This window comes from Posidoniimonas corsicana (genome assembly GCF_007859765.1).
Classification (GTDB): Bacteria; Planctomycetota; Planctomycetia; order Pirellulales; family Lacipirellulaceae; genus Posidoniimonas; species Posidoniimonas corsicana.
Genome location: NZ_SIHJ01000002.1, coordinates 316,779 through 335,954 on the forward strand (window position 1 = coordinate 316,779; position 19,176 = coordinate 335,954).

Here is a 19,176-nt window from a genome sequence, read left to right on the forward strand (position 1 = left end):
GCGGCCGCGTGTCGTGCAAACGCGTCGACGCGGTTTGGCCAGCCGCCCCGATTAGACGGCGCCGGATGGGCTGATATCTACTGCAATCTGCGCGCGGCAGCGGAGATTCGCCTGCCAATGGTGAGCCGTGCCACTACGGATCGCGGTAGCGGGTCACCTGCACGCCGCTGGCATCGATGACCACCGTCACCGCGCCGTCGGCGGACGTCGACAGCACCGTCGCCCCCTGCTCCTGGTAGCTCTCGCTCGCCAGATCGGGGTACACGCCGGCGGCGCTGCTGATCACCACGTGCTCCGGCCGGCACCACGCGGCCAAGCCGGGCGGGTCGCTGCGGGGGCTGCCGTGGTGGGGCGCGAGCAGCACGTCGCAGTCGTACGGTTCCTGGGCTAGCAGCGCCTCCATGCCGCGGCCTTCCAGGTCGCCCGGCAGCAGCAGGCGGCGGCCGGCGTGCGTCATGCCTATCACCAGGCTGTTGGCGTTGTCGGTGTCGACCACGCCGAGGGCCGTCGGGTGCAGCACCTCGACCCGCGCGCCGCCCAGCTGGAGCTGGTCCCCCAACGCCAGCTTCTCGACAGGTACGCCATGCCGCGATAACAGACGTGACAGCTCGGCCGGCGCGGTGGCCTCGCCCGGCAGCAGTCTGCGGGGGAGCAGCTGGTTGGTGGTGTAGACGCCGCCCACCGTGAAGCGCTCCAGCAGCCCCGGTAACGCGTTGAAGTGGTCGACGTCGGCGTGCGAGAGCAGCACGCCGTCGATCCGGCTGATCCCCTTCGACCACAGCACCGACGAGACCTTCTCGGTCGCCAGCCAGGGCGAGCCGAGCGAGCCCGCGTCGTACAGGAAGACGCCCCCCTCCGGCGGCTCGATCAGCACGCTCACGCCGTGCCCCACCGCGATGAACGTGCACCGCAGGTCGCCGTCGCGCCGGTCGGACTGCAGCACGGCCGCCATCGCCGGGGCGAAACCCGCCACCACTAGCACCAGCGCGGCGTACATCAGCGGCCTCCGCACGCGCGGCCGACCACCCCACCGCACGGCGGCCGCCATGAGCGCGTACGCGGCCAGCGTCCACCACAACGCCGGGCCCGCGACGTATGCGTGGCCGAGCGGCGCCGCGGCGGCCAGGTCGACCGAGCGGTCCAGCCCTGCGCAGGCCGCGTAGCTGACGCCCGCGAACAGCGGCGCTAGCACTGGCGCGGCGAACTCCGCCAGCAGCACCAACAACCCCGACACCACCGACACGGCCACCAGCGGGAACACCACCACCGCCAGCGGCATCGCGACCGGCGACAGCAGGTGGTACTGCCGCATCATCAGCGGCGCCGCGGTCACCCAGACCGCCACGGTCGCGAGGAAGATCAGCCAGCTCGACGCGACAGTCGCCCTCAGCAGCTTCTTCGGCGGCGACTCGACCGACCGCAGCAGGCGGGTGAGCGGGTCGAGCGTCTCCTGCCGATCGAGCTGCCGCCGGCCGAACCAGATCAGCGTCGCGGCGGCCAAGAAGCTGAGCTGCGCGCCGGTGCGGAACGCCTCGCACGGGTTCAGCGCGATCACCACCACGGCCGCCGCGGCCAGCGAGTTCATCGCCAGCACCGTGCGGCCGGTCCACAACGCCAGGCACATCAGCTCGGCCAGCACCGCCGCCCGCACGACGGGCGGCCGCGCGCCGGTCACCAACGCGTACGCCGCGATCGCGACCATCAGCACCACCAGCGACCACCGCCGCGGGACCCAGCCCATCCGACCAATGAAGTAGAACGCCGACACGACCAGCCCCACGTGCAGGCCCGACACCACCAGCACGTGCAGCGTACCCGCCTGTCGGTACCGCTCGATGGTCGCGTCGGGCAGGCCGTCCTGCGCGCCGACAATCATCGCCGCGGCCAGTGCGCCCGCGTGCGGGCCGAGCCGCCGCTGCAGGGCCTGCTCGCCCCAGCCTCGGACGCCGTCCAGCACCCGCCGCAGCGACCACCCGCCCGGGTGCGTCACGGTCACGCAGTCGGGCGACTCGCACCGCAGCAGGCTCAGCCGCCGCTGGGCGCGCTGGTCGAGCGCGTAGTCGAACTCCCCCGGGTTGAGCGCCCGCGGCGGCGCCGAGAGCTGCCCGAACACGCGCACGCGGTCGCCGGCCCGCACGCCCAGCAGGTGGCCGTTGGAGGTCAGCAGGCAGCGGCCCGCGGCCGGACGCCAAAACTCGCCGTCGCGGAGCGCGACCACACGCAGCTCCAGCCGGCTGGTCTCCCCGCCCGGGATCGCGCGGAACGGCGAGGGCTCGGGCGCCGCACGGCGGGCGGGCGACTCGAGGGCGATTGCTTCGATACAGACCGGCGCCGCCACCGGTTGGGCGCAGCGGCCGAGGTCGTCGGCTGCAAACCACCGCCACGACGCGTCGTGCCACGCGCCGGCCGACGCGGCCACCGACAGCAGCAGAACCGCGGCGGCCGACGCGTCCCGCCCTGCCCTCCACAGCCAGCACCATACCGCCCACAGACCAACGGCAGCCGCCAGCCACAACCCGCCGCCCCCGAGCAGCCGGTCGGCGGCCACCCCGGCTAAGACGGCGGCCGCCACCGCCACCAGCGGCTCGTATGGCGTCAGCCGGGCCCGGCGGCGGCGCTCGAGCAGCCGCTCGGGCGACCAGGGCTGGGGGATGTAGGTCGGCATCCGCTCCCCGCGTGGGTCGACCGCCGGGTGAAGAAAACGTGTATTCCAAGCTTACGCAGCGGCCTCGGCGAACCGCAAGCGATTATCCTGCGTAATGGGCAAACACCCCCTCTTCCTCTGCCTCGCCAGGAGCCCCGCCATGCTGCGCCCAATGCTCACCCTTGGCCTGATTCTCGCCGCCGCCCCGGTCCTCGCGGCCGAGACCGACCCGCTGGAAGGCAAGCGGCACGCCAAGCAGCTGTTCCAGGTGGACCCGCGCTCGCCGGCAATCCTGACCGGCCAGCCGACGCTCTCCCTCAGCGACGCCAAGATCTACCGCGCGACGCAGCCGGTGATGATCAAGTCGGAGCGGGTGCTCGGGTCGGCGCTCCGCACGACCGACTTCAACGACTCCGGTCTGTTTCCCAACAAGGACACCGACGAGGTGGAGTGGGTCCGCGAGCGGCTGGTCGTGGACTTCCCAGACGGCAGCAACGTGATGACGATCGCCTTCGTGCACCCTACCGCTCCGCGCGACGCGATGGTCGAACTCGTCGGCGCGATCGGCAAGGCGTACCTCGACGAGGTGGTTTTCGAAGCCAAGATCCAGCGGCAGAAGCCCCGCGACATTCTGGCGGCCTCCTACCGCGACCTGGACGAGGAGATCAAGCGCAAGACCGACACCTACGACGCGCTGCTCCGCGACATGCCGTCGGTCCGGCTGCCAGAGATGGCGGCCAAGGTCGGGCTGCTCAAGGATCAAATCGGCCGCCTGCAGGCCGAGAAGCTCTCGGCGGAGCGTGAGCTGCTGGGACGCCGGATCGAGATCAAGCAGCGTGACCTGTCGGCCAAGCAGAAGGCCGAGCGGCTCACCACGCTGATCGCCGACTACGGCGCCTACACGTCCCAGCTCGACAAGCAGGTGGCAGCGCTTACCAAGGAGGTGCTGGAGCTCAGCGAAGACAACTCGGGCGCCGCCGAACGGGCGGAGCAGATCGAGACCCTCAAGAAGGTCCGTAACCAGATCGCCGAGAAGATCGAGCAGTGGAACGTTGAGCTCAAGACGCCCGACACCGTACGGCCGTTCCACGGCGTGGAGTTCCACGACCCGAGCGAAAAGGACGACGCGAAGCGGGCGATGCTGCGGACGTCGTAGCGGCCTATTTCAGTTGGCACGAAAACGACGCCACGGTATGGATTTGGAGCAAGCCATGAGGCCCAACAGAACGCTGCTACTCGTTGTAACGGCGGCGTTGGTGCTCGGATGTGGGCGTGAACCTGGTTTCCCAACTTCACCGGAGAAGCTCAGGGGAACGCGACGCGCAGTTTGCTACTTCCACCTAAACATCCCCGCACAACTTATGGCTGGGCCCCCAACCTACACCTTCACTGGATTGGAGGCATCCACGCTGGTCCGATCGGAGTTGGAGCTGCTCCTTTCGGATGAGGTGATCGAGACGTCCTTGAACACGGCGAAAGTGTCGCGGTGGGAGCTGATACCTGAAGGGCAAGACGCTAAGGTCTGGGTGCGGGAACGACTTTTCGTAGACAATCCAAACGGCTCACTCTTGGAAGTCGCACTAGTCGATCCCCACGCTCCTCCCGATGCTCTGGTGGCGGTCGCTCAAGCCCTGGCCAACGCCTACCACCAAGAGGCAACGATGGAGCGGCAGGCGCGGGTCGACCAACGCTTGCACGGCGGTCGGGTCAATGAGGAAACCGCTCGCCACTTCGAAGACTACTACGCCCGGCTCATCGTCGCGGCGAGCATGGTTACATCGGAGGGAGCTGAGTACCCTTACCCCACGGCTTTCGCTCCGCGATTCGACGTAAGCGCGGCGCGGGCTACCGCCCCGGATGAGCTGTTGGAGCCGATCCTCTCGAAGTTTGAGTACTGGGACAGTTTCGGCATGCCCTATTCCATTGTGGTCCCCTTTAGCACCGCCACGTTCAATGACTGCCGCAACACGTTATCCCCCTCCGAGTAGCCGCCCCACCGAACCGCGTAGCGTCTCGCCGCGTAACAGCGTATACTCCGCTGCTTACCGATATTGACCGCCGCCCAGGGAAGGACGGCCGAAAGTCCGCTGGCTCTGCTAGCACGATCACCCGCGTCGCGGCCGCTCAGAAGCGCCGCCACGCGACTCAGGGAGGGCATCTCATGCTTCGCAAGTTCTGCTTCATGGCCGCCGAGCTCGGCCTGTTCTTCGCGCTGCTGTCGGTCGTGGTGAGCGGCTGCAGCGGCCCCAGCGACACCGGCTCTTACCCCAAGAACGCCGACGAGGCGCCCGCGTTCGACTCCGACGCGCCGGCCGAGGGCGAGGGCTCGCCCGAGCAGCTCACACCGCAGGTCGAGCCGCTGCCCAACGCCACCGAGACTCCCCCCACCAACGAAACCAAGCTGCAGGAAGCCGACATGGCCCAACGCATGAGCGACGTGCCGCTGATCCCTCGTGAGACGCTATTCGGCAACCCCCAGCGCGCCCAGGCGCGGCTCAGCCCCGACGGCAAGTGGATCAGCTTCATGGCGCCGGTGAAGAACCCCGAGGGCTACGGCATCCTCAACGTGTGGGTCGCGCCGGTCGACAACCTCGACGCCGCCGAGCCGGTCACCAAGGACACCAAGCGGCCCATCGGCTCGCACAGCTGGGCGTACGACGGCAAGCACATCCTCTACAACCAAGACAAGGAAGGCGACGAAAACTTCCACCTGTACGCCACCAACGTCGAGACCAAGGAAACCACCGACCTCACGCCCGTCGACGGCGTCCGCGGCGAGCTGCAGGAGGCCAGCGAGAAGTTCCCCGGCGAGCTGCTGGTCGGCTTCAACGACCGCAACCCGCAGCTGCACGACATCTACCGCGTGAACATCGCCACCGCCGAGCGTGAGCTGGTGCAGGAGAACCCGGGCGTGGCCGGCTTCCTGACCGACGACGACTTCAATGTCCGCCTAGCGGTCAACTTTACGCAGACCGGCGGCCAGGTCTGGATGGAGCCCCAGGGCGAGAAGACCGACAAGGGCTACGCCGACTGGAAGACCACCGAGGAGTTCTCGGCAGTGGACGCGATGAACAGCGGCCCCGCCGGCTTCGACAAGACCAACCGCGTCCTCTACTACCAGGACAGCCGCGACCGCGACACGTCCGCGCTGTTCTCGCTGAACCTCGACACCGGCGCGACCGAGCTGATCGCCGAGGACCCGCGGGCGGACGTTGGCGGCGTGATGGCCCACCCCACCAAGAAGACGCTGCAGGCGGTTTCGTTCACGTACAGCCGCCGCGAGTGGAAGGTGCTCGACCCGAGCATCCAGGCGGACATCGACTTCCTGACCGACTTCCAGGACGGCGAGTTCCTGGTCACCAGCCGCACGCTGGACGACTCGCAGTGGACCGTCGCCTACATCCTGGACAACGGCCCGGTCAAGTTTTATCGCTACACGCGCCCAGCCAACGGGGGCGAAGGCGAGCGGAAGATGCACTTCCTGTTCAACAACCGCGACGACCTGGACGACTACCCGCTGGTCAAGATGCACACGCCGGTAATCAAGAGCCGCGACGGGCTGAACCTGGTGAGCTACCTGTCGCTCCCGCCCGGCACGGACCCCGACGGCGACGGCGTGCCCAACGAGCCGGTGCCCATGGTGCTGGACGTGCACGGCGGCCCCTGGGCGCGGGACGGCTGGGGTCTGAACGCGTCGCACCAGTGGCTGGCCAACCGTGGCTACGCGGTGCTGAACGTCAACTACCGCGGCTCCACCGGGTTCGGCAAGAACTTCACCAACGCCGCCAACGGAGAGTGGTCCGGCAAGATGCACGACGACCTGCTGGACGCCGTGAAGTGGGCCGTCGACCAGGGCATCGCGCAGGAGGACAAGATCGCCATCATGGGCGGCAGCTACGGCGGCTACGCCACGCTGGTCGGCATGACCTACACGCCCACCGTGTTCGCGTGCGGCGTGGACATCGTCGGCCCGTCGAGCCTGGTCACGCTGCTGGAGAACGCCCCGCCCTACTGGGCGCCCTTCATGCCGGTGATGAAGGTCCGCGTGGGCGACTGGACCACCGAGGAGGGCCGCGCCGAGCTGCTCAAGAAGTCGCCGCTCACGCTGGTCGATAAGATCGAGCGGCCTCTGCTGATCGGCCAGGGCGCCAACGACCCCCGCGTCACGCAGGTCGAGGCCGACCAGATCGTCGACGCGATGCAGAAGAAGCACATCCCCGTGACCTACGTGCTGTACCCGGACGAGGGCCACGGCTTCCACCGCCCGCCCAACAACAAGAGCTTCAACGCCGTCACCGAGGCGTTCCTGGCCGAGAACCTGGACGGCCGCTTCGAGCCGATCGGCGACGCCTTCGCCGGCGCGTCGATCACCGTGCCGGTCGGCGCCGACGAGGTGCCCGGCCTGAAGGCCGAGCTGAGCGAAGAGCAGCTGAAGATGCCGGAGGCGGAGTAACTGAGTAGCGGGCGCCGGGGGCGCTGCCGACAGGGAAGCCCCCGAAGCGCACCTGCAACCGCCCGCCGGCTATCCAGGGCTTCCGCTGCCGCGGAGCGCCCCCGGCGCCTGTGTGCTCGCAAGACATGAACGTCAATTGGCTAGTCGAGTCGGAAGTCTTCCTCGAATACGAGGATGAACTCACCGACGCGATCGCGCAAACCGGCCGGATTGCTAAACGCACGCCCGACCTTGGGTTGCAGTACCGCTGGCAGGACTTTCCCGACCTGTACCGGCGGCTCTTCCCTGAAAACGCCTGCGTGGTGTTCCACGGGTCGATCGGACTCGCAAGTGAGCTGAGCCGGGGTGCGCCGTGGCGCCCCACCACATTCTGCACGTGGGAGAACTACGACTGCCACGTTTACTACTGCAGGCTGGCGGACTACCTGCTCAACTCGGACTACGTGATCCTGCCTTTCGGTGAACTGAAACGCCGACAGCAGTTCCTCTTCGACGCGGTCGGTGATGGCGCCCGGTTGTTTGTGCGGCCGAACTCCGTTCGCAAGTCCTTTACTGGCCAGCCGGCGACGAGCGCCACGTTTGATCAGGACATCGAGATCATGGGGTTCTACGACGTCCCGCCCGAGGCACTGGTGCTTGTCAGCGCGGCGAAGGAGATTACCCACGAGTGGCGATTCGTGGCCGCCGACAAGCAGATCGTCGCAGGCACGCAGTACAAGGTGGACGGCAAACTCGTCGCATCACCCGACACGACGCCGGAGTCTCGCCTTCTAGCCGAGCAGTTGGCCGCTCAGTACTTCCAGCCTGACCCCGTGTGGACAATCGACATCTGTCGAACCGCGAGCGGTGAGCATCGGCTCTTGGAAATCGGCAGCTTCTCGTGCTCCGACCTCTACGCCTGCGACAAGCGGGCGGTCGTTGAAGCGGTGTCTGCGGTGGCGTCGCGACGGTGGAGCTGCGGGTTGTGAACCGCTAGTTCTTGCCGACATGCCTCGCGGCTTCGCTTCCTCAGCGCCTCCCGCCCTGCCGTAGAAACCGGTGTGTCGTCGTCGACGGAAGACGCTCGAAGGCCGCGTCTACCCGTTGGTTTTCTTATCCAAATCGTTTGCGTTTGGCGCGGCCGGGCGGCTACTATCAAGAGACTGCACCTACCCGCAATTTCTCTTCGGAAAATATCACTTTTCTAAGGCGCTCGTCCCTCGAGTTCTTGGAGAAGTGCTGCGTTGCGAGTTGTGTTTTCACACCCCCAGCGTGCGAATTAGCAGTCGCAAGGCGTAGCGGCCGCAGCGGGATTCACCAAGCTGCCGCTCTCCATGACACCTACTGGTCCGACAACGGCAGGCAGGTCAGGTCCCTCCCGGCGTCCACGACGGCGCGCCGCGAAGCAGGACAGGCGCCCGCCCCTTCGCAAGATCCGCGGAAGAAACAGGAATGGGAAGTCGCAAGGGTTCATTGCTGGCGAGACTCGTCGAGGCTGCCGCGCCCAAGGCCGGCCCGCCGACACGCAGGAAACCCCTGCGAGTCGAGACGCTCGAGCCACGCCAGATGCTTACCACCGGCCTGCTCATCACAGAGTTCTTAGCCAGCAACAGCTCAACGCTCGACGACGGCGACGGGAACTCCTCGGATTGGATCGAGCTGTACAACCCCACCGCCGCGACCGTCGACCTCTCCGGCTGGCGCCTCACTGACGACGCGGGCAACCTCGACAAGTGGACCTTCCCGACCTCCGCCACCGTCCCCCAAGAGGTGCTGAACCTTGAACCGGGCGAGTTCCTGGTGGTCTTTGCGTCGAGCCAAGACACCGAAGACTACGTCGACCCTGACGGGAACCTTCACACCGACTTTGCCCTGAGCGCAGGCGGTGAGTACCTCGGCCTGGTGCGGCCTGACGGAACGGTCGAACACGAGTACGCGCCCGAGTTCCCCGCCCAAACTACCGACGTGTCGTACGGCCTTTCGTTTGCAAGCGACAACACGGTGCTGATTGAAGAAGGCGCAGACGCCCGGTACATCGTGCCCACAGGTCCGATCAGCGGCTGGAACGCACCGGGCTTCGACGACGCCGGTTGGGCCACCGGCGCCACCGGCATCGGCTACGAGACCAGCCCGGCCGAGTACGCCCCGTACCTCGAGACCACCGTCCCCAGCAACACCGGCACGGCCTACCTGCGTCAGACCTTCCAGGTCTCGAACCCCGCCACAGTCACCGGGCTCACCCTTGGCCTGCGCTACGACGACGGGTTCCTGGCCTACCTCAACGGCGAGCTGGTCGCCTCCGACAACGTGCCGGGCAACCCGAACTGGAACTCCAACGCGCAGGGCGGGCATTCCGACTCCGACGCTATCCTCTTCGAGCCCTTCGACCTCAGCAATCACGTGGGCCTGCTCGTTGAGGGCGACAACGTCCTGGCGATTCACGCCCTAAACGGCGGCAACAGCAGCGACATGCTGATCGAGGCCAGGCTGGAGTCGAGGGTCAACAGCCTTGTCGAACCACTGCACGCGGGGGTCTTCCTGACCCCGACCCCGCGGGCGGCCAACGGCGAAGCGTTCGAGGGCATCCTTGGCGCCCCCACGGTGAGCGTCGACCGCGGGTTCTACGACGCGCCCTTCAGCGTCGATATCGTGTCATCGGACCCCGGGGCGACCCTCGTCTACACCACCGACGGCAGCGAGCCCTCGCTGAGCAACGGAACGCAGACGCCGCCGCCCGACGCGAACTCGACGGCCCAGGCCAACCTCACGATCGCTTCCACCACCGTGCTCCGCACCGCGGCGTTTCGCGCGGGCCACGTGTCCCCGAACCCGACAACCCACACCTACGTGTTTGTCGATGACGTCATCGCCTCCTCGGTGATGGACACGGGAATCACCGAGGACCCCGACTACATGCCCCTGATGAGGCAGGCGCTGCTCGACATCCCCACGCTGTCGTTTAATTTCGAGAACGAGATTGTCGACAGCAGCGTGCCCGAGCAGCGGACCTCGGTCGAGTGGCTCGCCCCCGACGGCAGCGAGGGCTTTCAGATCGACGCCGGCATCCACGCCTTCGGCGGCTACTTCACCAACTTCGCCAAGAAGAACTTCCGCCTGCAGTTCCGCAGCGGGTACGGCTCGTCCCGGCTCGACTTCCCGCTCTTCGAAGGCTTCGACAACGGGATCCCCGCCACCGACTCGTTCGACCAGCTGGACTTCCGGTCCGGGTCGCACGACATGTCCCAGCGTGGCTTCTACATGTCCAACCGCTTTGTGGACGACACGCTCCTCGACCTGGGGCACGTCGCGCCGCACGGCCGGTTCGTGCACCTGTACATCAACGGCGTCTACTGGGGCCAGTACCACATGCGGGAGCGGTGGAACGCCGACTTCCTGGCCCAGTACTACGGCGGCGACGACGACGACTACGAGGCCATCAACGGCAACGTGAACAACGGGAACAACACGCCGGGCGGTTGGTCGCCGGGCGAGGTCTACGACGGCGACGGCGTCGCCTGGGACAATATCAATGCGCTGGCGGGCAACTACCAGGCGTTGAAGCAGTACGTCGACATGGAGAACTACATCGATTACATGCTGCTCTACATGGCCGGCGCCGCGGAGAACGAGTACCGCGCCGGCGGCTCGGCCGACGGCGCGGTCCCCTACACCTTCTACCACAACGACGCCGACGGCTGGCTGCGGAACGCCGGCGACCGGTCCGGCAACCCCGGCCCCGCGAACATCCTGGGCAGCCTGGTTGCCGAAGGAGACCCAGACTTCCTGACGCTGTACGCCGACCGCATCCAGAGTATGTTCTTCAACGACGGCGCCCTGGCGCCCGACCAGAGCACCGCCCGCCTGCAGGAGCGGCTGGACGAGATCCAGCTCAGCTTCCTGGCCGAGTCGGCACGCTGGGGTTACCGCTCGCCCTCGTCGTGGGAGAACGCCGCCAACAACGCGATTGAGAACATCCTGACCGAGATCCCGGGGAGGATGATCGACAACCTCCGCGCCGCCGGCACGTTCCCCCTCGACGCGCCCCAGTTCAGTCAGTTTGGCGGAGCGGTCCCCGCCAACTACCCGTTGGAGATCACCGCGGGAGCTCCTCAGCTCGTCAACAACCTGGCGCTGTTCAAGCCCGTGGTGCAGTCCACCGACGGCTTCGACTTCAACGGCTCGGAGGCCGTCAACGGGGCGACCACCGACTTCTCGCACACCGCCCCCGGCGACGCCACCCCCTTCCTGGAAGTCGACCTCGAGAGTGAGTCGATGATCGAAACGATCATCGTCCACAACCGAGACAGCAGCTGCTGCCGAGACCGCTTCTACAACATCACGGTCGAGGTGCTCGACGCCAACCGCCAAGTCGTCTTCCGCTCGCCGGTGTTCAACCCGGTGGAGCCCGGCGGGACCCCGACCGACCCTGGTGAGTTTGCGCAGTACAACCTGATCGGACGCACCGGCGGCATCGCGGGGCGGTACGTGCGGGTGAGCAAGGCGGCCATCACCAGCGACGCAGAGTCCGTGCTCTCCGTCGGCGAGCTCCAGGTCTACGGGGAGCCACCCACCGATCCGGGAACCGACGGCGTCTACTACACGGTTGACGGCAGCGACCCACGCCTGCCGGGCGGCGGCGTCAACCTCGCCACCGCCCTGCTGTACGACGAGTCCGCGCCGCCCATCCTGTCGGTGGACACCACCGTCCGGGTCCGCAGCCTACACGGGCAGCTCTGGTCGCCAATCAACGAGGCCACGTTTACCGTTCAGCTCGCGGGCGACTACGACCGCAACGGGGTGGTCGACTCCGGCGACTACGACTTCTGGCGGTCGAGCTACGGCGCAACCGCGGGCGCGGCGTTGCAGGCCGACGGCAACGGTGACGGCGTCGTCGACGCGGCAGACTACTCGGTCTGGCGTGACAACCTGGGCGCCACGGCGCCCGCAAACGTGGCGACCGCTAGCCCCGCCGCCACAGTCCTTTCCGCGCATTCCCAGGCCAATGCAGAACCGGCGGGCGCCGCGATCACCGAGCCCACCGAGCGCCCCAACCACGCCTCCTCACCAATGGCGCAAGCAGCGACGGCTATCGACTCCGCGTTGGCGGCAGACGCAACCCCGTCAGCCGGCCACCACGCCGTCGGCCTGCTGCTAGGCGCCGAGAGCGACCTCACGGAAGGCTCTCGCCCGCACCAGAATCCTGCTGACCGGCTCGCGACGCAGCGACGTGAGCTTCACCACGGCCGCCCCGGAGAGGTAGAAGCAGAGTCGACCCGTCGGATCGAGAGGGCACACGAATTCGCTCGGTGGAGATTCCGAGCACCTGCCCAATCCGTCGAGTACAATGCCGACCGCGACAAGGCGTACCAGATTGCCTTCGAACAAATCGACGCGTTCCACAGCGAACTCGACGGCCGCCTCGGTGACGACCCTGACGTCGCTCGGGCCCCCGCCCGGCACGGGATGGAAGATCTGGTCCAGGGACTGCGGCGGCGCGTCCGGTCCACCGGCGAGCGTCTTCGATCGTAGCGTCTGGCAAGCAACACAACCCAGGACAGGCAAACCGCCTGTAAGTCCCTCCGCGCGGCATGCATCCCTTTCGAACGCGCGAGCGGAACCGCTGCCGGCTGGCGAAAGGGCCGCCACCATGAGGTCCCGCATCGCGATCGTCATCCCCGCTCGCAACGCCGCGGCGACCGTCGGGCGTGCGGTGCGGTCGATGCTCGATCAAACGGTCCACGACGTCGAAGTGGTGGTCGTCGACGACGGATCGACCGATCAAACCGCGGCCGCCGCTCAGGCTATTGACGGCACGCGTCTCCGCGTCATCCGTCAACCGCACCGGGGAGTCGCCGCGGCCGCCAACGCGGCGTTGGCCGCCACGTCGGCGCCGCTGGTTGCGAGGATGGACGCGGACGACTACTCGCACCCGACGCGACTCGCCCGGCAGCTCGAGCTGCTCGAACGGCGACAACTCGACGTGGTCGGCTGCCAGGTGAACATCGTCGACGAAGCGGGCCGCCCGATCGACAACCTGCGGCGCTACCAGCGGTGGATCAACGAGGAAACGGCCACGCCGGAGCAGATCCTCGCGCTGCGGTTCGTGGAGTACCCGCTGGCGAACCCAACGCTGCTGGCGCGGCGGGAGTTCTTCGAACTCGGTTACCGCGAAGGGGCATTCCCCGAGGACTACGACCTCATGCTCCGCGGCGCTGCCGCCGGCATGCGGTTCGGCAAAGCGGCCGAGCCGCTGTTGGACTGGATCGACCACGACCGCCGGCTCACCCGCTCGCACGAGCGCTACACGCCCGAGGCGTTCGACCGCTGCCGGCGGACGCACCTGCTGGCCGGGCCGCTTGCTGGCGTTTCGTCGGTCGACCTGGCCGGGGTGGGTCAGACCGGCAAGCCGTGGCTCCGCTGGCTCCAGTCCGAGGGCCTCACGGTCCGCCGCGCGTACGACATCAACCCCCGCAAGCACGGCGCGGTGATCCACGGCGTGCGGGTCGACGACCCGCAGCAGATGCCGCCCGCCGACGGCACGCCACTGCTGATCGCCGTCGGATCGGAAGGCGCCCGGGGCGTGATCACGCCCGACCTGCTAGCGCGGGGCTACGTGCTGGGGCACGACGCGTGGTTCGTGGCCTAGCCGCCCCGTTCGATCTCTTGCCTAGGTTCTGCCCCAACTTTTTCCCTTGCTTTCCTCGCGGCCGCAGCCGATACTGACCCACATGAGCGGCAAGTACTGGCAATTCTTCTGGTTTAGCTTTACCGGGTTCTTTTATGGGAACCTCGGGGCCGGAGGTTGTGCCTAGTCAGACTGCTCCAGTTTGATCGCGGATAACAAAGCCCCGAGAACCCCAGTGGTCCTCGGGGCTTTTTTCGTTTTGTAGCTCGTTTCTTGCCTTTCGCCGGCGGTCCGTTGTCAGTTGCGGACGCGCCTGTGGCGGGCAACCGGACCACCACAGGCAACGGACAACTGACCACGGACCCAAGACCATGATTGTCGTGATGCGTAGCGGCGCGACCGAACAGGAAATCAATCACATGATCGAGCAGGTGGAAGAGTTGGGACTCAAGGCAAACGTGCTGCGGGGCACCGAGCGGACGGTGATCGCCGCCATCGGCGACGAACGGGTCGACGGCGTGCAGACGCTCGAGAGCTCGCCCGGCGTCGAATCGGTGATGCCGGTGCTCGCCCCCTACAAGCTGGCCAGCCGCGAGGCGCACGACGCCACCAGCGTCGTGACGGCCGGCTCGCTGTCGGTCGGCGGCAAGCAGGTCGGCGTGATGGCCGGGCCTTGTTCCGTGGAATCTGAAGAGCAGCTCATGACCACCGCCCGCGCCGTCAAGGCGGCCGGCGCCACGGCGCTCCGCGGCGGCGCGTTCAAGCCCCGCACCAGCCCTTACAGCTTCCAGGGCATGAAAGAGGACGGCCTCAAGCTGCTGGCCGCCGCCCGGGACGAGACCGGCCTGGCGGTCGTCACCGAGGTGGTCGCCCCGGACGATGTGGACCTCGTCGGCGAGTACGCCGACGTGCTGCAGATCGGCGCCCGCAACATGCAGAACTACCGCCTGCTGGAAGCGTGTGGCAAGAGCCACCGAGCGGTGCTGCTGAAGCGCGGGCCGAGCGCCACCATCGACGAGATGCTGCTGGCCGCCGAGTACATCCTCGATGGCGGCAACCCCAACGTGATGCTGTGCGAGCGCGGCATCCGCACGTTCGAGTCCCACACCCGCTTCACGCTTCCGCTGGCCACCGTGCCGTACCTGCAGCAGAAGACGCACCTGCCCGTGATCATCGACCCCAGCCACGGCACGGGCCACACCGCGCTGGTGCCGGCGATGGCCAAGGCCGCGATCGCCGCGGGCGCCGACGGCGTCATCGTCGAGGTCCACCCCGACCCGGAGCACGCCATGAGTGACGGCTACCAGTCGCTCCGCTGCGAGCAGTTCGAAGAGATGATGCAGCAGTGCCGCCGCGTGGCCGAGGCGGTCGACCGGACGCTGTAGCCGCGTGCTTGGTGTGAAAGGCACGCCCCCCAGAAGCCTCCCTCCCCGACAGGGGGAGGGGAGTTGGGGCTGCTTTGGCGCGAAATTCTCCGACTAGCTTTCGATTAACCCATTCCGCACCAGCCAGTCGTACGCCGCGCGGTGGCCGTCGTCGGCGGCGTGGATCACCAGCGCGCGGGCGGGGGCGTCGAAGCGGATCGCGACGGGCGTTTTGAGCTGCGACAGCTCGCCAGTTAGCTCGTCGGCCGACTCGGCGCCGTCGGCGTTCTTCGCGAGCGGGTAGAACTCGGTCGTCGGGTACTCGGCGGCGGCGTCGGCGCGGCCGGCGATCTGCAGCGTGCGCTCGTCGACCACCCGCCAGCCGAGGCCCAGCGGGTGGAGCACGCCGTCCAGCGAGTCGCGCCACGGCTGGTCCCGTGACGAGCACCGCACCTGCGACTGCGGCCCGAGCTCCGCACGCGCGACCGACGACCAGTCGACCAGGATCTCCAAGCCTGACGCGCCGCGCCAATGGTCCAGCACGTCGGCAAACGGGGTCGGCGCGACGAAGCTGAAGGTCGCGCTGCGGCTCAGCGGCGACTCGAGCCGCGCGAGCGGCGGGCGGGTGGCGAGCAGCGCCGCGGGGTACTTGGTCTTCTGCGGCAGGCCCCTTGCGCGGCGCAGGCGTTCGCAGAAGATCACCAGGTCGAAGTGCGTGTTGGCCGGGCCGGCGAACTTGAGCTTCTGGCCGTCGACCGACAGGGTCCCCTCCGACGTGCTGGGGACCATCGCCGCTGCCAGGGCGCAGAGCTCGTCCAGCTCGGCAGGGCTGCCGGCCAGGTCGGCCGCGGAGTACGCGCCGGTGCGCTCAGTCTGGCCTCCCAGCCGGGTGAGCGTGAGCTGGCCGTCCCGCTCGGCGTACATCAACCGGAGCGGCTTCAGGGTTTCGCTCAAGAGGTCTCCCAGCGTGGCGTTCGCGCCGCTGATGCGGATGCGGGACCGGGCGCTCACGCCGGCGCGGGCCAGGGCCTGCGGGTCGATGGTGACCGGCGCGCCGGCCAGCTCGCTCCAGACGCGGACCCCGTGGGTCAGCGGCGCCTCGGGGAGCTGCAACTCGGGGAGCGTGTCGCCGAGCCGACGCGCAAGGTCGACCGGGCGGTGGTTCTCAAAGGCGGTCGTGCCGCGCTCCACCCACACGCGTTCCACCCTGCCCCGCTCGGCGAGCTGCCCGTCGATCCGATTGAGCTCTTCGGTTGGCGGCGGCTCGGTCGGGGGCGTTTGACCGGACCGCGCGTTCCAGCCGATCGCCAACCGGGGCGCCTCGGCCGGTTCGGGCTCTGGCTCGGGCGGCTTGCGGTCGCCGCGCAGCATCACCAGGTCCAGCTTGCTGGGGTCGAATTCGAGCGGGTCGATCTCGGGCGGCGCGTCGGACAGCGGCGTGGGCGGGTCGTTCGTCGCGATCCGCTTCTCGGCTACCCGGGGCGTGGGATCAGGTTGCTGTCTCACTGGTTGGCCAGGTGGCTCGGCCGGCTGCTGCGCGGTGACGGCTTCATCTTCCAGCGGCGGCAGCTCTGGGACGATGGGCGCGGGATCTTCAACGGGCGGCTCGGCCCCAACGTCGGCAGAGTTCTCTGGCGGCGTGCTCGGCGCGGGAACCAAGGGCTGATCACCGCTGCTTGTCGAGTCAATTTGGCTGGCAGCGGGCGAAGCCGCTTGCTCCGCCTGCGCCAGCTCACTGGGGTCCGGTTCGCCGGATGTCAGCCAGTACGCGACGGCCCCGAATACAATCAGGATCGCTCCGCCGGCGCCGGTAATCAGCGCGGTCTTCTGCCCGGCCGCCTCGATCGGCGAGACCCGGGCCGCGGCGTCGGCCGGTAGCGGAGCCGCCGCGGCGGCTTCGGCTGGCTGCGGGGCGGGCGACTGCGTGGTGGGAGCTTGTGTGGCTGCCGGTTGAGGTTTGGGCGCCGCGTCGTCGAGTCCGAGCTGGTCGACCGAGTCGAAGTCGCTCGCAGCGACCGGGGCGGCCGCTGCCGGCGCGACCGCGGCGGCGGGGCTGCGTTCCGCGCCCCCGTCCGGCGCACCCTCTTCCTTCGGCACCAGGTGCACCATCGAGCCGCACTTGGGGCAGCTGTGGATCTGCCCCACCAGCGACTCACGGGCCACCTTCAGCCAGGACTGGCAGGTCTCGCACTGGACGCGGAAAGGAAGCATGTGGGACAAGGGGTCGTGGGCCTCGCTGAGAGTTACCGGTTGGTCCGACAGGTCAACGGTTTCGTCGTCGGGGTCGTCAGCTATTGCGTCAGCTCCCGCCCGCGGGCAGGAAAACGCTGGGCAGCTTGTCGCCCCGCTTCTGGGCGGCGCTGCGGGTGGTGATGTAAATCGTGGGCCGGCCGGTGTCGTCGGGCCGCACGGTGTAGACGAGCTTCTGTTTTTCGTCGGCGGGTCCGGTCGCCGTGCGGTCCGGGTTGGCCCGTTGCAGGATCTCCAGCAGCACCTGCTGGGCCGGCTGCCGGGCGGCCTGCATCCCGAACGACTGGTTCTTCGTGATGCCCTCTAATTGTAGATCACTCCCCACAATCACGATGGGCGCCTGCATCTCGTCGGCCAGGTATTTCACCGCCATCTCAAGCGTATCGCGCGCAAACGAGACGCTCACCTCCTGGCCCAGTTTCTGCTCGATTGTCCGCGGCGCCGGAGGGGCTGTAGCGGTCGTGCCGGGCGCGCCGACCGCCCCCGACGAGAGTTGCGCAAGCATCAGCTCGGATGCCGCCAGCAGGTTCTCGCCTGCGGGAAGTGGCAAGTAGGCGTTGAGCACCGCCGCGTCGTCCTCGACGCCGGTGCGGGTGTACTCCGCGAGCAGCCGCAGCATGGCGGGCAGCTGGGCAACCACCCGCCGGCCGTGCGGGGCGGGGTTGAGGTCGAGCACCGCGAGCTGCAGGTCGCTCGGCCAGCCGGCGATGCGGCTCTTGAGCTGCGACGCGAGCCGCGTGGGGGTCACCTCCGCGGCCGAGACGCCACGCGCCTCGGCGTAGAAGTCGTCACCCCAGTGCAGGCTGAGCGAGCCGGCCCGCAGCGCATCGGGCAGGAACTCGAACACGGGCGACTCGAGCGACTCGGTCACGCCGGTGAACAGCGCGCGACCATCGGTGAAGAAGAAGCTGGGCGCTGCGAGCAGCGTGGCGTGGCGGTCGCCGTCGATCTGGGCGGCCAGCAGCTCGACCTCGCGCCGCAGCGGCGGCGCGGCGCCGGCGGCTTCAATCACCTCGTGCAGCGCGGCCCGGGGAGCGACAACAAACAGCCGGCCATCTTCCTGCTCGGGGGCGAAGCCGCACCACGGCGCGCCGACGTGGTAGCTGGCGCCCTCGTGGGTCGCCGCCCGCAGGTTGGCGTACGGCGGCGGCAGGCGGAGGGCTTCCGCCTGGCGGGCGAGCGGCTCCAAAGGCGTCACAACCAGCGCGGCCTCAAGCTGCGCGCCGCCGGCGCCGCGCACGCCGATCAGCAGGCGGTCGATCTCGCGGAGCTTGAGCCCGGTCGCGGCGGCCAGCCCCCGCAGCAGCGCAATGCCCTGCGGGCCCAGCGCGCGGAGCGAGCCCTCGCCGGCGGGGCTGGCGAGCAGCTCGGCCGGCCGGCAGTGGAGGATCAGGTCGCACCCCGGCGGCAGGTACGCCAGCGAGATCGGCCCGCCATCGGTCGGCGACGCCCACAGCGTGCGGCCGTCGTCGTCAACCAGCTGGGGCCCGGCTGGTTCGGGCGGGGCGCTCTCTTCCTGGACAGCGTCGCCGGGCCCGTCGGCGGCTGTGTCTACGGGCGGGGCAGCAGGCGTCGCGGCGGGGCCTGTGGCGGTTGGCTTCGGCGGCCCGCTGGTCAGCAGCACGGCCGCTACGATGACCGAGAGGACCGCCAGCACGCCGCCGGTGATCAGCAGCTGGTTGCGTTGCCGGTTCTTGCGGCGCGGCTTCTCGCGGACGGTCAGCTTCTGCGGCGGCGGGGCGGGCATGGTTTAAGTCTACGGCGCCCATCCGGCCCTGGCCACGGACCGCGATTGCGGGCGCCTGCCGGCTGTCCTACAGTGTGGGCAGCCAGGCCCGGCGCCGCCCTGAACCGCACGCCC

10 protein-coding genes are annotated in these 19,176 nt (G+C 68.4%); 7 read left to right on the forward strand and 3 right to left on the reverse strand.

What is annotated here, in order from left to right; translation table 11 throughout:
- Window positions 1–133 precede the first annotated feature (133 nt).
- Window positions 134–2,665 (reverse strand): ComEC/Rec2 family competence protein, encoded by a 2,532-nt coding sequence (locus KOR34_RS17375; protein WP_146566524.1) that lies wholly within the window; start codon window positions 2,663–2,665, stop codon window positions 134–136.
- 139 nt (window positions 2,666–2,804) lie between these two features.
- On the opposite strand from KOR34_RS17375, the gene KOR34_RS17380 reads away from it, so the two are divergent.
- The 7 genes from KOR34_RS17380 (at window position 2,805) to aroF (ending at window position 15,086) form a co-directional block, all read left to right on the forward strand.
- A complete protein-coding gene (locus KOR34_RS17380) occupies window positions 2,805–3,800 on the forward strand; it encodes a hypothetical protein (RefSeq protein ID WP_146566526.1) in 996 nt (331 codons plus the stop codon).
- A 205-nt stretch (window positions 3,801–4,005) separates the two neighbouring features.
- Complete coding sequence (locus tag KOR34_RS17385) at window positions 4,006–4,632, forward strand: hypothetical protein (protein ID WP_146566528.1); 627 nt, start codon at window positions 4,006–4,008, stop codon at window positions 4,630–4,632.
- A gap of 173 nt (window positions 4,633–4,805) precedes the next feature.
- Complete coding sequence (locus tag KOR34_RS17390) at window positions 4,806–7,097, forward strand: S9 family peptidase (RefSeq protein WP_228714681.1); 2,292 nt, start codon at window positions 4,806–4,808, stop codon at window positions 7,095–7,097.
- 125 nt (window positions 7,098–7,222) lie between these two features.
- Window positions 7,223–8,065 carry an ATP-grasp domain-containing protein gene (locus KOR34_RS17395; protein WP_146566530.1) on the forward strand — a complete coding sequence of 281 codons (843 nt, stop codon included), beginning with the start codon at window positions 7,223–7,225 and terminating at the stop codon, window positions 8,063–8,065.
- 577 nt (window positions 8,066–8,642) lie between these two features.
- Window positions 8,643–12,605, forward strand: coding sequence for a lamin tail domain-containing protein (locus KOR34_RS17400; RefSeq protein WP_197531520.1), 3,963 nt, complete (start codon window positions 8,643–8,645; stop codon window positions 12,603–12,605).
- A gap of 118 nt (window positions 12,606–12,723) precedes the next feature.
- Window positions 12,724–13,722 carry a glycosyltransferase family 2 protein gene (locus KOR34_RS17405; RefSeq protein ID WP_197531521.1) on the forward strand — a complete coding sequence of 333 codons (999 nt, stop codon included), beginning with the start codon at window positions 12,724–12,726 and terminating at the stop codon, window positions 13,720–13,722.
- Between the two features lie 350 nt (window positions 13,723–14,072).
- The gene (aroF, locus tag KOR34_RS17410; RefSeq protein ID WP_146566536.1) at window positions 14,073–15,086 is read left to right on the forward strand and encodes a 3-deoxy-7-phosphoheptulonate synthase; all 1,014 of its coding nucleotides are present in this window, start codon (window positions 14,073–14,075) and stop codon (window positions 15,084–15,086) included.
- Between the two features lie 93 nt (window positions 15,087–15,179).
- Here aroF and KOR34_RS17415 read toward each other — a convergent pair whose 3' ends face one another.
- Window positions 15,180–17,276 (reverse strand): hypothetical protein, encoded by a 2,097-nt coding sequence (locus KOR34_RS17415; RefSeq protein ID WP_146566538.1) that lies wholly within the window; start codon window positions 17,274–17,276, stop codon window positions 15,180–15,182.
- Between the two features lie 88 nt (window positions 17,277–17,364).
- Window positions 17,365–19,062 (reverse strand): hypothetical protein, encoded by a 1,698-nt coding sequence (locus tag KOR34_RS17420; RefSeq protein ID WP_146566540.1) that lies wholly within the window; start codon window positions 19,060–19,062, stop codon window positions 17,365–17,367.
- Window positions 19,063–19,176 lie beyond the last annotated feature (114 nt).

Coding starts and splice junctions, on each gene's coding strand:
- KOR34_RS17375 (WP_146566524.1), bottom strand. CDS start 2,665: ATGCCGACCTACATCCCCCAGCCCTGGTCGCCCGAGCGGCTGCTCGAG.
- KOR34_RS17380 (WP_146566526.1), top strand. CDS start 2,805: ATGCTGCGCCCAATGCTCACCCTTGGCCTGATTCTCGCCGCCGCCCCG.
- KOR34_RS17385 (WP_146566528.1), top strand. CDS start 4,006: ATGGCTGGGCCCCCAACCTACACCTTCACTGGATTGGAGGCATCCACG.
- KOR34_RS17390 (WP_228714681.1), top strand. CDS start 4,806: ATGCTTCGCAAGTTCTGCTTCATGGCCGCCGAGCTCGGCCTGTTCTTC.
- KOR34_RS17395 (WP_146566530.1), top strand. CDS start 7,223: ATGAACGTCAATTGGCTAGTCGAGTCGGAAGTCTTCCTCGAATACGAG.
- KOR34_RS17400 (WP_197531520.1), top strand. CDS start 8,643: ATGCTTACCACCGGCCTGCTCATCACAGAGTTCTTAGCCAGCAACAGC.
- KOR34_RS17405 (WP_197531521.1), top strand. CDS start 12,724: ATGAGGTCCCGCATCGCGATCGTCATCCCCGCTCGCAACGCCGCGGCG.
- aroF (WP_146566536.1), top strand. CDS start 14,073: ATGATTGTCGTGATGCGTAGCGGCGCGACCGAACAGGAAATCAATCAC.
- KOR34_RS17415 (WP_146566538.1), bottom strand. CDS start 17,276: ATGCTTCCTTTCCGCGTCCAGTGCGAGACCTGCCAGTCCTGGCTGAAG.
- KOR34_RS17420 (WP_146566540.1), bottom strand. CDS start 19,062: ATGCCCGCCCCGCCGCCGCAGAAGCTGACCGTCCGCGAGAAGCCGCGC.